Source organism: Streptomyces sp. R21, from assembly GCF_041051975.1.
GTDB lineage: Bacteria > Actinomycetota > Actinomycetes > Streptomycetales > Streptomycetaceae > Streptomyces.
This window is the reverse complement of sequence record NZ_CP163435.1, coordinates 1429779-1443401: the sequence shown is the minus strand read 5'-3', so window position 1 is coordinate 1443401 and position 13623 is coordinate 1429779. Positions and strand designations below refer to the sequence as shown.

Genomic DNA, 13623 nt, shown 5'->3' with positions numbered 1-13623 from the left:
TAGATCCACATCATGAAGCGAGATCCCTAACCGGCGTATCCAGTGATTTATTGGATATACCGCGCTCCTTCGTTGCGTCATCGCTGGCATTGGGTGAGAAGAAGGCTGCACAAACCCTTGACTCGACCCTTGATAAGGCGGCTAATTTCTTCCGCGACGGCAAGTGGGACGGCCGTCCGCGGTCCCGACGTCCGACCGGTTCGGCCCGGCGTCAATCCATCCTCGCGCCACCTGCCCGCCTGCCCATCTGCTCGGGGCGCCCTGTGAAACCAGTGGAGTCGCACATGACCGTCAACAAGCCTTCGTCCGGCCGGGAGAGAGTGTCCAGCAGGAGGCGCGCGGTGTTGCTGGCCGGCTGCGCGGCCACCGTGGCGCTGGCCATGACCGCCTGCGGCGGCGGCAGTGCCACGGGTACGACGAACAAGGACGGCTTCGCTCAGGTGTCCCAGAAGGACGGTGCGTTGACCGTCTGGGTGGACGCGACCCGTGTGGCGGCCGCGAAGCTGTACCAGCAGCAGCACCCGGACGTGAAGCTGGACATCGTCACCTACGACGGCGACGCCAACGGCTCGAACTACCTCCAGACCAAGGTCCAGCTGTTCAACCGCACCCACAAGGGCTGGCCGGACGTCGTGTTCAGCTCCCAGAACAACGAGGCGACCTGGGCGGTCGACGCGGGCTTCGCCGCTCCGCTCGACAAGGGCCTGATACCCGCCGCGACCCTGACCGGTTTCGCCAGTGGGGCCAACGATGTCTGCACGGTGAACGGCACTCTCTACTGTCTGCGCAACGACCTCTCCCAGGCGGTGCTGTGGTACAACGCGCCTCTGCTGAAGAAGTTCGGCTACCAGGTTCCGACGACCTGGGAGGAGTTCCAGACGCTCGGCGAGAAGGTGGCCAAAGAGCACCCGGGCTATCTCGTGGGCGACGCCGGCGACTCCTTCACCCCTGAGATCTACCTCTGGGCGAGCAAGTGCGGTGCCAACCACATCACCGGCCCGAAGGCCGTGTCGGTGAACACCTCCAGCGAGGCCTGCACCAGGATGGCCAAGCTCATGGACGTGCTGATCAAGAACAAGTCCATGTCCATCAGCGGGGTCTTCAGCACCGACTTCGGCAAGAACGAGGCCGGCAAGGTCCTGCTCATGCCGGGTCCGGCCTGGTACGGCGGTGCGCTGTTCGAGGGCACCTTCAAGACCCCGGCCAAGCAGATCGGCGCGGCGCCCATCCCGCAGTGGAAGGGGGAGACCTCGCCGTCCACCGGTAACGTCGGCGGCGGCACCTGGCTGCTGTCCCAGCACTCCGCGCACATCAAGGCCGCCACCGACTTCCTGAAGTGGGTCACCACCGACAACGCCTACCAGGGCGAGAAGGCGCCGGGCTTCCCCGCGTACACGCCGGCGGCCGAGGCGTGGCTGAAGGGACAGGACGCCTCCGGCTACTTCGCCGGCGACCTGAGCGCTCTGAAGGCCGCCTCCTCCCAGGTCTGGCCCGAGTGGGGCTCGGGCCAGTTCAGCCAGGAGGCGATCTGGGCCGCCACCGTCAAGCCCGGGCTGACCCAGGGCAAGAGCGTCGTCTCGATGCTGCCGGCCTGGCAGGACTCCATCGTCAAGTACGCCAAGTCCAACGGATACAAGGTCTCCCAGTGACCCTCACCCACTCTCCGGCCGGCTCTGCCACCCGGCGCCGTCGCGGCGCCGCCCGGCAGAGCCGGGCCGGTATGGCCTTCGTCGCCGTCTACGTGGTTCTGCTGGTCGCCTTCGGTGTGCTTCCCACCGCTTACGCGATCTACTTCGCCTTCACCGATGCCGGCGGCACGGTCACGGGCTTCTCCAACTTCGTCACCACGGCGCAGGACTTCCGCTTCATGGACGCCGTGAGCCACGTCGCGGTCTACCTCGCCTTCTGGCTCCTGTCCCTTGTGGTGTTCGTGGTGGCCCTGGCGCTGCTGCTGCACCGCCTGGCCTCGGGTTCCGCCAGCAAGGCGCTGCGCTTCCTCTACTACATCCCCGGAGCGCTCGCCGGTGCCGCGAGTGTGCTGGTGTGGCTGTTCATGCTCGACCCGACGGTCAGCCCGGTCAGTTCGCTGCTGGGCGCGCTGGGGTTCCACACCTTCGGCGAGGTGATCGCGCCCGGAAACCTGCCCCTGCTGTTCACGATCATCGCCTTCTGGACCGGCGCGGGAGGATGGATCGTCGTCATGTACGGCGCGCTCAACAACATCCCCACGGACGTGATGGAAGCCGCGCGCATCGATGGCGCGGGCGCCTGGCAGACCGCCTGGCACGTGCAGATCCCGATGCTCCGCAAGTGGATCGTGTACATGGTGATCCTGGCCTTCGCGGGCGGAGCACAGCTCTTCGTCGAGCCGCAGCTGCTCTCCCTCGCCAGCGTGGGTGTGGCCGGACGCGACTACTCGCTCAACCAGCTGACGTACGACTTCGCCTTCCAGATGAACAACATCAACGGCGCCGCCGCGGTCTCCGTCGAGCTCCTGGTCGTCAGTGTGTCGGCCGCCGCCGTCTTCGTCGCACGGTCGGGGTTCTTCGATGCCGACTAGAACCTCTGGCGATCGAGTCGCCGCCGCAGTGAGCCCGGAACGGGAAGCGCCCCTCATGAGCCGATCTCACGACCACCGGCCGCCGCACCGCCGGCCTGTACGGCACCTTGGCTCCCGGCTGCTGACGGCATCCGTACTGGCCGCGTTCCTCGCCTTCTTCGTGCTGCCGGTGCTGTGGCTCCTCCTCGCGGCGACCAAGACCGACCAGCAGTTGGTCCACGACAACCCGCTGTCCTTCGGCTCCTTCCATGCACTGAAGGCCAACTGGCACGCGCTCACGGCGTTCCAGGACAACGCCGTGATGCAGTGGCTGGGCAACTCCGCTCTCTACGCGGTGATCTCGCTGGTCATCACCCTCGGCGTCGCCATTCCCGCGGGATACGCACTGGCCATGACCGAGTTCCGCGGTCGGCACACCCTGCTGGTCGCGACGCTGGTCGTGATGCTCATGCCGAACGCCACACTGGTGGTGCCGTTGTTCCTGGAGATCAACGCGGTGCACCTGATCGGCACGATGTGGTCGATCATCCTGCCGTACTCGTTCTATCCGTTCGGCGTGTACCTGACGTACATCTACTTCACCACCGCCGTACCGAGGGACCTGCTGGCGGCGGCACGGATGGACGGCTGCTCGGAGTTCCGCGTCTTCTGGCACATCGCGCTGCCGCTGGCGACCCCGGTCATCGCGCTCGTGGGCTTCTTCAGCTTCGTCGCCAACTGGACCAACTACTTCCTGCCGTACGTCATGCTCCCCGAGAGCAGCCAGATGCCCATCCAGGTGGGGGTCGGATCCCTGCTCAGCAACGTGCCGTCGTTCAATCCGGCCGTCGGTGACCTGGCGATCCAGCGCCCGCAGCTGGCTCTGGCGACGCTCGTGGCCATCACGCCCGTGCTGGTCGTCTTCCTCTTCGCCCAGCGCTTCCTGGTCAGCGGGATGCTCGCCGGCGCCACAAAGGAATAGCGGCCTGTCCCGACGTCAGCGGGATGCCCGCCGACGCCATCAAGGAACAGCACCGGCCTCGCCCGCCCGGCCGTCGCCCCCAGCGTGCGCCGTCCGGCCGCCCACCCCGAACGGAGATCCTTCATGCCCTTCAGCTCAGCCGACCGCACCCCGGCCGAGGACGTCCCCCGCGACCACCGGGTCGCGCCACCCGAGATCGAGGCGGGGGTGCCGCTGCTCGAACCGCCCGGCTGGGCCGTGGCCCAGCGGTCCCTGTTCGACCTCCTCGACCACGCCTGGCGGCGCTTCGCCCGTGACTTCACCGGTCCGGACGGACGCCTGAACTACTCCGGCGCGCTGACGACCCGCGACGGAGTGGACGATTTCTACGAGGTGTTCTTCAACTGGCCCCAGCTGTATCTCCTCGGCGGCGCCGACGATCTGCTGCCCGCCAGTGAGAAGCACTGGGAGGGCGTGACCCGGCAGCTCACCGAACTCGGCATGCTGCACGACGAGTTCGAGCGCGGCTACGACTGGTTCCACCAGGGCGAGAGCCTGCTCCTGCTCTACTTCCTCAGCATGGCCGCCCCGGACCGGTGGTCCGAACGCGCCCTGCGCTTCGCCGAGTTGTACGTCGACCGGGCCAAGGGCAACTACGACCCCGAGCACCGCGTCATCACCCGCCCTCACAACGGCAGCGACGCCGAGCGCACGGGTCTGTTCGACGGCGACGTCTATCCCTGGCTGCTCAAGGAAGCAGAGACATACGGCTTCCCGCTCGACTGGATACCCGAGGCGGGCGGCGGCCCTTACCTCCTCTCCGAGGACCCGCGTCTCGGCGCGCAGATGCGGGAGCGGATGGGTGCCGGCGACACCGCGGTCAACCTCGCCGCAGCGGGACTGGTCCTCAACGCCTGGATCCTGTCCGGCGAGGACCGCTACCGCGACTGGATCGTCGAGTACGTCGGCGTATGGCGGGAGCGCACCGAGGCGAACGGCGGTCTCGTCCCGGACAACGCCGGCCCGGACGGCGTCGTCGGCAGCCTGCTGGAGGGCCGCTGGTACGGCGGTCACTACGGCTGGTCCTGGCCGCACGGCTGGCACAGCGTGGGCCACGCGGCCTGTGCGGCGGCGCTGGCCGCGGCCACGGTCACCGGGGACGACGACCACCTCTCCATGGTCGCGACCTCCCTCGACGCCCTCATCGGCCGAGGCAAGGTGATGCCCCACACCGAGGCGGACTCCAGCCTCCCCTCCAAGTGGGCGGTCGAACTCGGCCCCGACATCCACACGCCCACGCTCCACCTTCCGTTCCGCCACAACGAGTCGGGCTGGTTCGACTACAACCCGGTCACCGCGCCCGTCCCGGTGGCCCTCTGGCACCACACGGCCTCCGACGCCGACCGTGCCCGGCTGGAGGGGCTGCGTGCGGCCGACGGCATCGACTGGCGCACCGTCCGGCCGTTCCGGGCCAAGGAGGAGTCCGGGCACGAGAAGGCGTGGTTCGCCTTCCTCGCCGGCGACGACCCCGGCTACCCCGAGCGGATCCTCGCCACCGCCCAGGCCCAGGTCCGCCACCGCCTGCGGCGCATCGACCGCTACCGCGACCTGGACGTGCCCGAGGCCGACATCCACGTATGGCAGCAGTCCAACCCGGTGGTCACCGAGGCCCTGGTCCAACTGACCTGGGGCGGCCCGCAAGTGCTGTATAACGGTGGCCTGCAGCAGGCCCGGCTGCGCTACCACGACGCCGAGGCCCGCCGTGCCGGCCTGCCCCCGGACGTGGCCGCACTGGTCACGTCCATCGACCCCGAGGCGACCACCGTCGAGCTGGTGAACCTTTCCCCTGAGGCGGTGCGCACAGTGATCGTCCAGGCGGGCGCCTTCGCCGAGCACACCATCACCGGTATCCGGTACACGACGTGCACGGACGACACGTGGATGGGGGACATGTACGACTACGGCCACACCGAGCCCGTCGTCACGGAGTCGGAGCAGCTCTGCGACAGCGCCTTCCTGACGGTCCGGCTGCCCGCCTCCACCCGTATCCGGCTCGTCCTGCGCCTCCGGCTGCGCACCGGAACACCCAGCTACCGGACGCCCTTCACCCCCCAGGAGCGTGTGTGATGAAGCGCGTCGCCCAGACCATCGGGCTGCGGCCCGAACGCCGCGCGGAGTACCTCGAACTCCATTCCGCCGTCTGGCCCGGAGTCGAAGCCGCCCTGCACCGGGCACAGATCCGCAACTACAGCATCTTCCTTCACGGCGATGTCCTGTTCGCCTACTTCGAGTACCACGGCGACGACTTCGAGGCCGACATGGCCGTCCTCGAAGCCGACCCCGAGACCCAGGAGTGGTGGAAACTCACCGATCCCTGCCAGGAGCCCTTGCCCGACCGGGGTGATGCACGCCAGTGGACGGAACTCCCCGAGATCTGGCACCTGAGCCCGCCCCCTCGCCCCCGGTCATGAACGCCATCACCGCCCCCGTTCTCATCGATGCCCACCTCCACCTGTGGGACCCCGACCAGCATCCGCAGCCCTGGCTCGACGACCCCGCCCTGGCATCGATCCGTCGCGCCTTCACCCCCGGTGACCTGCGTGCCACCGCCACCCAGCCCATCGCGGGCCGCCGTCTGCACAGCACGGTGGTCGTGCAGTGCATCCCCGACGTGCCCGAGACCGAGGAGCTGCTCGCCCTAGCGGAGCGGGAGCCGCTGATCGGGGCCGTGGTCGGCTGGGCGGACCTGACGTCTCCAGCGATCGGCGAGGTGCTGGACCGGCTGCTCGCCGGACCGGGCGGCGCGTATCTGCGGTCCCTGCGTCATCTCGTGCAGGGCGAGACGGATCCGGCATGGCTTCAACGCCCCGATGTCGAACGCGGGTTGGCGGCGGCCCGGGACCGCGGGCTCTGCTACGACGTACTGGTCCGCAGCCACCAGCTCGACCAGGCGATCCGGCTGGCCGAGCGTTTCCCCGGCCTGCCCCAGGTACTGAACCATGCCGGCAAGCCGTCGATCACCGCCGGTGAACTGGCCGACTGGGAGCGCCAGTTGAGGCTGCTGGCCGCGCACCCGCACGTGGTCTGCAAGGTGTCGGGGCTGATCACTGAGGCGGACCACGAGAAGTGGGCCGTCGACGACATCCGCCCGGTGTGGGAGATCCTGCTCTCCGCCTTCGGCCCCAGCCGCCTGATGTTCGGCTCCGACTGGCCGGTCGCGAACCTCGCGGGCGGCTGGAACCGCTGGGCCGCCACCGTCGACGAGCTCCTGGACGGCTGCTCCGACACCGAGACCCGCGCGGTGCTCGCCGGCACCGCGACCACCTTCTACCGCCTTCCCCCACTCATCCGCGTCTGCTGACCTTGCGACACCGACCCGCCCCCTGTCCGAGCAGGAGCACTTCTTGCAGCAACGCGAGATCCGCAATACGCCCGTGGCGCTCACCGGACTCGGCTTCGGCGGCGCCGTCATCGGCAACCTCTACAAGGCCGTTCCGTCCGAGGACGCGCTCGCCGCCGTCGACACGGCCTGGGACACCGGTATCCGCTACTTCGACACCGCCCCGCACTACGGCCTCGGTCTGTCCGAAGAACGCCTGGGCGCCGCCCTGCGGGGCCGCCGGCGTGACGAGTACGTCATCTCCTCCAAGGCGGGCAAGCTGCTCGTGCCCAACCCCCGGCCCCGTGGCATGGACGACGAGGGCTTCGCCGTACCCGACGACCTGTGCCGCCGCTGGGACTTCAGCCGCACCGGCGTCCTGCGGTCGATCGACGGCACCCTCGCCCGCACGGGCCTGGACCGCCTCGACATCGTCTACGTCCACGATCCGGACGCCCACTGGCGGCAGGCCGCCGGGGAAGCCATGCCCACGCTCGCGGACCTGCGCGACCAGGGCGTGATCGGCGCGATCGGCGCCGGTATGAACCAGTCGGCGATGCTCGCCCGCTTCCTGCGCGAGACCGCCGCCGACGTGGTGATGCTCGCCGGGCGCTATACGCTCCTGGACCAGTCCGCGCTGGACGACGTCCTGCCCGCCGCGCGGGAACTCGGCAAGAGTGTTGTCGCGGCCGGTGTCTTCAACTCGGGACTGCTCTCCGCCGACCGGCCCGCGGAGGGCATGCAGTACGACTACCAGGACGCCCCGCCGGAGCTCGTCGCGCGGGCGCTGGCGATCGCCGAGATCTGCGAGGCGCACGGCACCACCCTGCCCGCCGCCGCGATCGCCTTCCCGTACACCCACCCCAGCGTCGTCAACGTCACCCTCGGCATGCGCAGTCCCGAGCAAGTGACACGGAACGTGGAACTGCACCTGAGCACCGTCCCCGAGGCCCTCTGGGACGACCTCCGCGCTCAGGGGCTGATCAGGCCGGACGTGCCGCGGGCAGCGCTCACCGAGCGGAATCCGAATGGCTGACAGCAATGTTGAACCGCCCCTTCGTGAAGGGGCGGTTCAACATTGCCGGTCACCCGGTCACTGGATCGTCCAGGCCTGGTTGGACTGGTTCAGGGGCATCCACTGAGCGACGGTGGCTCCGTTCGCCGTCGATCCGCCGTTCACCTCCAGGATCTGCCTGCTCTCGAAGTTGCGGATGACGTACCCACCGCTGGTCGGCTCGAAGTACCACAGCTGGTTGCTGCCGCCGCCGTAGGTGTACTGCTGCAGCGCGGTCCCCCTCCGATGGCTGGAGGCGTTGATGTCGAGAGCTTTGCCGCTGTTCCTGTTCACGATCCTGTAGAGCTGCCCACTGACCGGAACGATGTTCCACTGCTGGTTGGCACCACCGTGGCTCGGCCACTGGATGACGCTCGCACCGTCGGCGGTGGACCCCGCGTTGACATCCATCAACTGCCCGCTGTTGACGTTCTTGATCGTGTAGTTCGTCGACGGGTTGATGTTCGGCGTACCGGTGGAGTCCTCCAGCGCCCCGCCGGCCTGCTGGACGCTGAAGTCGGCGATGAAGAAGTACCCGCCGTCGGTCTTGGCGACCCGCACGTAGCGGAACTTCTGCCGGACGTCTACGTTGCCCGTGAGCGTCGAGGCGAGCGGCAGCGTCTCCGTCTGGCGTCCCAGGACGGTGTAGGTGCCGAAGGACGGGTCGTTGGAGGCCCGGACCTCGAACTTGCCGCGGGTCTCGGACTGGTCCAGGTCCTGACGGGTTGTCAGTGAGAGCTGTCCGAGCTGGTAGGTCTGTCCCAGGTCGACCTGCCACCACGCCGAGGCGTCACTCCCGGTGGGCGACCAGCCGGTCGAGCCGTCGTTGTCGACGGCGTTGCCGGCCGACCAGCCGGAACCGAAGACCGACGAGGAGGACGCCGGCTTGTTGTGGGCGAGGTCGAGCTTCGCCGCCAGCCCCCGGTAGGCGGACTCGAGACCGGAGGCCTTGATGACCGAGTCGCCGGACGTCGTGTTGTTGGTGAGCGTGACGCTGGAGCCGTTGCGGTTCTGGTTGATGAATCCGTCGGTGTGCGACAGCACGTTGTTCGAAAGGGTCATGTTGTTCGACCCCTCGTCCATGTAGAGGCCGGCCACGGCCGAGCCGCAGGCGGCCGGCCCTCGTACCACGTCGTGGACGTAGTTGCCGTTGAGGACCGTGCCCGGGTCGTTCGAGAGGTGGTAGATGGCGGCGGAGTCGCAGAGCCGGTTCATCACGTTGCCGATGCGGTTGTAGCTGATGCTGTTGTTGCCTTCGGCGTTGACCGCCGACTGCCAGCCCCAGCCGAGCGAGATGCCGGCCCACGGAGTGTCGGAGATGTCGTTGTGCTCGATGGTGGTGCTGTTGACGAAGCCCGCGTTGATAGCGGCGGTTCCCGGGTAGTCCTCACCGATCCGGGTGATCAGGTTGTTCTTGACGGTGACGTTCTTGACCACCTCCCGGGCGTCCTCACCGGCCGGCGAGGTGGGCGGGTTGTAGACGGTGTGGTATTCCACGGTCGGGTCGGAGAACTTGCCGACCGTGATCCCGTTGCCGGCGATGTCGGAGATGAGGTTGCCGGTCACGGTGCTGTCGTGCACGCCGTGGTGCAGGTCGAGCGCGGTGGCGCCCATGTGCGTGAACGTGTTGCCCGTGAAGGAGACACGGTCGGCGTTCGCGGCCTGGACCCCGGCCGGCGGACGACCGACGTACTGGTTGTTGGAGTTGTCGGCCGAGATGTTGTAGTTGCCGCCCTGGCCGTTGAGGTAGCCGTTGTCGGTCGCCTCCATCCAGGTGGTCCGGGTGAAGGTGATCCCGGAGAAGCGCAGGTCGTGGGCGGGACTGCCGAGGCTCGTGCCCTCGACGTCGAAAAGCGTCCTGAGCGTCGGCGCCTGCACGGCGGCCGTGGACATGTCCTCGCCGGGGCGCGGTTTGTAGTAGACGGTCTGCGCGGCCGTGTCGACATAGAACTCGCCCGGTTCGTTGAGGAACTCGTGGGCGTTCTCGAAGTGCAGGGGTGAGCCGTCGGCGAGCACCGGGAAGGGCCGCTGGAACAGGATGCCCGCCTCATGGTCCTGGATCGACACGTTGGTGATGCCGTTGCTGGAGCTGAGCGACTTCAGCCGCAGGAAGCTCTCGCCCCACTGCGTTTCCAGCATCATCTCGACCTGGCTGAGGTGGTCCCAGTTGGAGACCTGCGAACTGAGCACCTTCAGCAGCTTGTTGGGCTTGTCACTGCCCTGCAGCTGGAAGTCCGAGCCGACGTCGGGGAAGCGGGCCCGGGTGGCGCGGACCCCGTTGACGTACAGCTGCCGGAAGTTGAGCGTGCCCACGGGTGCCTTGTACTCGCCGCCCGCGGCCGAGGTCCAGCCGGTGATCGCCTTGCCGCCGCTGATCACGGGCGTCTCACCGTTGTACGCCTGGTAGACAACGGTGTGGCCGTTCGTGCCCGAGTCACTGGTGCCGAAGGTGACCGGGGCGGTGAGGGGGTAGGTGCCACCGCGCAGGTTCACGACGATGTCGTCGGACATGTTCGCGTTGACGGCTCGGACTGCGGCCTGAGCAGCCTGGACGGTCTTGAAGGCCGCGGCGGTGCTGGTTCCTGAGTTGGTGTCACTGCCGTTGACGGGGTCGACGTAGAAGTTCGTGGTGGCCGCGTAGGCGGGTTGCGCGGGCAGCACGGCCGCGAAGACGACAGTTGCCGCTGCGAGCGCCTTGACCGTTCCCGCCCCGATGCGTAGGGGTCTCATCTGTGGTGTCCCTCCTGCAAACCCCGCTTCTTATGAGTTGCATTTATCGAGGCAAGAGGGGATCCCAGTCAAGGCGATAGGCAGATCTATTTTTCACTCGCGCAACATCGATGACATGCGGATGGGTTCGCCTCGGCGCCGCACACATCACCCGTGGCAGGGAATGTTGCAGGTGACAGCGGGGTTGGCCATGGCGGTCAGCGCGCTCACTGTCACTGGCTCAACCCGTCGGTAATATTGCCGCTCTTGAAATGAGTACTACTCATTGTGGTCGTCCCGCCGTCGTCATCTGCCAGGCGACGGCCGCACCGCCGGTCGCTTTTTCGGTACGCCTCCTGCGCCTGGAACCGGAGCGGCCGGTGGGACCCGATGCATCAGCTATGCTTGATCCAGAGCTGGTCGCCAGAACTCCTGGTGTCCGGTGATGCGTTGGTGGTCCAAGGAAAGACGTCCCGCTTCCTGCGGGAAGATGCAGGTGCAAGGCCTGCCCGGCGCTCGGATGCGAGACCCACCCCATGTATGCGGGGTGGGTCTCGTGCGTTGTCGGCCCGGACGACTCCCCAGTCCGCGAGGCGTCGTCCCGGGGTCGGCTATGCGCCGGGTGGGAGCGTGCGGGCAAGGTAGGGAGCCGTCGCGCTGCCGGTCACCCGGGCCACCTCGCGCGGCGGTCCCGTCGCCACGATCCGTCCGCCCGCGTCGCCGCCGCCCGGGCCGAGGTCGATGACCCAGTCGGCGCCCGCGACCACGGCCATGTCGTGCTCGACCACGACGACGGTGTGGCCCGCGTCGACGAGGCCGTGGAGCTGGCTCATCAGCACCTCGACGTCGGCCGGGTGCAGGCCGGTCGTCGGTTCGTCGAGGACGTAGAGGGTGTGGCCGCGTCGTACGCGCTGCAACTCCGAGGCCAGCTTGATGCGTTGGGCCTCGCCGCCGGACAGCTCCGTCGCGGGCTGGCCGAGGCGCAGATAGCCGAGGCCGACGTCGAGGAGCGTGGTCAGGCTTCGGGTGACGGCGGCTGTGTCCGTGTCGGCGAAGAACTCCGCCGCGGCCTCCACCGTCAGGTCGAGCACCTGGGCGATGTTCCGTCCGTGGTAGGCGACTTCGAGGGTCTCGGGGTTGTAGCGGGCCCCTCCGCAGTCCGGGCACGGCGCGTAGGTGCTCGGCAGGAAGAGCAGCTCCACACTGACGAATCCCTCGCCCTGGCAGGTCTCGCAGCGCCCGCCGGCGACGTTGAAGGAGAAGCGCCCCACGCCGTAGCCGCGCCGCTTGGCTTCGTCCGTCGCGGCGAACACCTTGCGTACGACGTCGAACAGGCCCGTGTACGTCGCCAGGTTCGAGCGCGGGGTACGGCCGATGGGCTTCTGGTCCACGGAGACGAGCCGCCCGACGCCCGGCAGCTCCTCCGTCACCTCGCCGATGAGCGTGGACTTGCCGGAGCCGGAGACGCCGGTGACGGCCGTGAGCACGCCGAGCGGGAACTCGGCGGTGACCCCGTGCAGGTTGTGCCGGGTCACCGGGCCGACCTTCAACTGCCCGCGCGGTTCCCGCACTTCGCGTAGGGGAGCGGGGGAGCGGTCGAAGAGGAAGCGGGCCGTCGCCGACTCCTCGACCGCCGCGAGAGCGGCCACCGGGCCGCTGTGCAGGACGCGTCCGCCGTGCTCGCCCGCGCGCGGGCCCACGTCGACGAGCCAGTCGGCGCCGCGCACGACATCGAGGTGGTGCTCGACGACGAACACCGAGTTGCCCGCCGCCTTCAGCCGGTCAAGGACCGTCAGCAGGGCCTCGGTGTCCGCCGGGTGCAGTCCGGCGGACGGTTCGTCGAGGACGTAGACGACACCGAAGAGCCCGGAGCGCAACTGCGTGGCCAGCCGCAGCCGTTGCAGCTCGCCCGCTGACAGGGTGGGCGTGGCGCGGTCCAGGCTGAGATAGCCGAGGCCGAGCTCGGTGACGGGCGCGATGCGGGCCTTCAGGTCCTCCGTGAGCACGCGGGCGGCTTCCGACGTCCCGTGCAGGGCCTCGGCCAGTTCCGCCAGCGGGAGCGCGGCCAGCTCGGCGATCGTGCGGCCCGCGAACGTCACGGCCAGCGCCTCGGGCCGCAGCCGGCTGCCCCCGCACACCGGACACGGCGAACTGGCCAGGAACCGCTCGGCCTTGGCTCGCAGGGTCGGGCTCTTGGAGTCGGAGAACGTCTTCATCACATAGCGCCGGGCGCTCATGTACGTTCCCTGGTAAGGGCGTTGGATGCGTCCGGCGTCCCGCACCGGGTGGACGGTGACGACCGGCTGCTCGTCCGTGAACAGGATCCACGCGCGCTCCTTCGCGGGCAGCTCGCGCCACGGCCGGTCAACGTCGTACCCCAGCGTGTCGAGCACATCGCGCAGGTTCTTGCCCTGCCAGGCGCCCGGCCATGCGGCGATGGCCCCCTCGCGGATCGACAGCGAGGGATCCGGGACCAGCAACTCCTCGGTCGTACGGTGCACTTGACCGAGTCCGTGGCACTCCGGGCACGCCCCGGCCGCCGTGTTCGGCGAGAAGGCGTCCGAGTCGAGGCGCTCGGCGCCCTGCGGATAGTCGCCCGCCCGCGAGAACAGCATCCGCAGCGAGTTGGAGAGATTGGTGACCGTCCCCACGGACGAACGCGAGCCGGGCGCGGACCGGCGCTGCTGGAGCGAGACCGCGGGCGGCAGCCCCGTGATGTCCCCGACCTTCGGCGCCCCGACCTGGTGGATCAGCCGCCGTGCGTACGGCGCGACCGACTCGAAGTAGCGCCGCTGCGCCTCCGCGTAGATCGTCCCGAAGGCCAGCGAGGACTTGCCGGAGCCGGAGACACCGGTGAAGACCGCGAGCACGTCACGCGGGATGTCTACGTCCACACCCCGCAGATTGTGCTCGCGGGCGCCCCGGACACGGACGTACGAGTCGTGCGGGCTGGGCATCGGCGGGACTCCTGCGGGGCGTGG

Annotated in this window: 9 protein-coding genes; 7 read left to right on the top strand and 2 right to left on the bottom strand. The window is 68.6% G+C overall.

Features of this window, described 5'->3' with window-relative positions; translation table 11 throughout:
- Window positions 1-284 precede the first annotated feature (284 nt).
- The 7 genes from AB5J56_RS06695 (at window position 285) to AB5J56_RS06665 (ending at window position 7915) form a co-directional block, all read left to right on the top strand.
- Window positions 285-1649: an ABC transporter substrate-binding protein gene (locus AB5J56_RS06695; RefSeq protein WP_369231019.1), complete on the top strand. Its 1365-nt coding sequence runs from the start codon at window positions 285-287 to the stop codon at window positions 1647-1649.
- The gene (locus AB5J56_RS06690; RefSeq protein ID WP_369231016.1) at window positions 1646-2560 is read left to right on the top strand and encodes a carbohydrate ABC transporter permease; all 915 of its coding nucleotides are present in this window, start codon (window positions 1646-1648) and stop codon (window positions 2558-2560) included. The genes AB5J56_RS06695 and AB5J56_RS06690 overlap by 4 nt, the downstream gene beginning before the upstream one ends.
- Before the next feature lie 55 nt (window positions 2561-2615).
- Entirely contained in the window at window positions 2616-3521 is a 906-nt protein-coding gene (locus tag AB5J56_RS06685; protein ID WP_369231014.1) for a carbohydrate ABC transporter permease, read from the top strand.
- A gap of 123 nt (window positions 3522-3644) precedes the next feature.
- A complete protein-coding gene (locus tag AB5J56_RS06680) occupies window positions 3645-5627 on the top strand; it encodes a hypothetical protein (protein WP_369231012.1) in 1983 nt (660 codons plus the stop codon).
- Complete coding sequence (locus AB5J56_RS06675; RefSeq protein WP_369231010.1) at window positions 5627-5971, top strand: L-rhamnose mutarotase; 345 nt, start codon at window positions 5627-5629, stop codon at window positions 5969-5971. The genes AB5J56_RS06680 and AB5J56_RS06675 overlap by 1 nt, the downstream gene beginning before the upstream one ends.
- Entirely contained in the window at window positions 5968-6861 is an 894-nt protein-coding gene (locus AB5J56_RS06670) for an amidohydrolase (RefSeq protein WP_369231008.1), read from the top strand. The genes AB5J56_RS06675 and AB5J56_RS06670 overlap by 4 nt, the downstream gene beginning before the upstream one ends.
- A 43-nt stretch (window positions 6862-6904) precedes the next feature.
- Window positions 6905-7915, top strand: coding sequence for an aldo/keto reductase (locus tag AB5J56_RS06665; RefSeq protein ID WP_369231006.1), 1011 nt, complete (start codon window positions 6905-6907; stop codon window positions 7913-7915).
- Between the two features lie 57 nt (window positions 7916-7972).
- On the opposite strand, the gene AB5J56_RS06660 is transcribed toward AB5J56_RS06665, so the two are convergent.
- Both AB5J56_RS06660 and AB5J56_RS06655 read right to left on the bottom strand, forming a co-directional pair.
- Window positions 7973-10663, bottom strand: a complete 2691-nt coding sequence (locus AB5J56_RS06660) for an RICIN domain-containing protein (protein ID WP_369231004.1) — start codon at window positions 10661-10663, stop codon at window positions 7973-7975.
- Between the two features lie 590 nt (window positions 10664-11253).
- On the bottom strand, window positions 11254-13599 hold the full coding sequence (locus tag AB5J56_RS06655) for an ATP-binding cassette domain-containing protein (RefSeq protein ID WP_369231003.1): 2346 nt from the start codon (window positions 13597-13599) through the stop codon (window positions 11254-11256).
- Window positions 13600-13623 lie beyond the last annotated feature (24 nt).

What these genes read in the sequence shown, in the direction of transcription:
- AB5J56_RS06655 (WP_369231003.1), bottom strand. Translation starts at nt 13,599, where the DNA reads ATGCCCAGCCCGCACGACTCGTACGTCCGTGTCCGGGGCGCCCGCGAG.
- AB5J56_RS06680 (WP_369231012.1), top strand. Translation starts at nt 3,645, where the DNA reads ATGCCCTTCAGCTCAGCCGACCGCACCCCGGCCGAGGACGTCCCCCGC.
- AB5J56_RS06675 (WP_369231010.1), top strand. Translation starts at nt 5,627, where the DNA reads ATGAAGCGCGTCGCCCAGACCATCGGGCTGCGGCCCGAACGCCGCGCG.
- AB5J56_RS06695 (WP_369231019.1), top strand. Translation starts at nt 285, where the DNA reads ATGACCGTCAACAAGCCTTCGTCCGGCCGGGAGAGAGTGTCCAGCAGG.
- AB5J56_RS06670 (WP_369231008.1), top strand. Translation starts at nt 5,968, where the DNA reads ATGAACGCCATCACCGCCCCCGTTCTCATCGATGCCCACCTCCACCTG.
- AB5J56_RS06660 (WP_369231004.1), bottom strand. Translation starts at nt 10,663, where the DNA reads ATGAGACCCCTACGCATCGGGGCGGGAACGGTCAAGGCGCTCGCAGCG.
- AB5J56_RS06685 (WP_369231014.1), top strand. Translation starts at nt 2,616, where the DNA reads ATGAGCCGATCTCACGACCACCGGCCGCCGCACCGCCGGCCTGTACGG.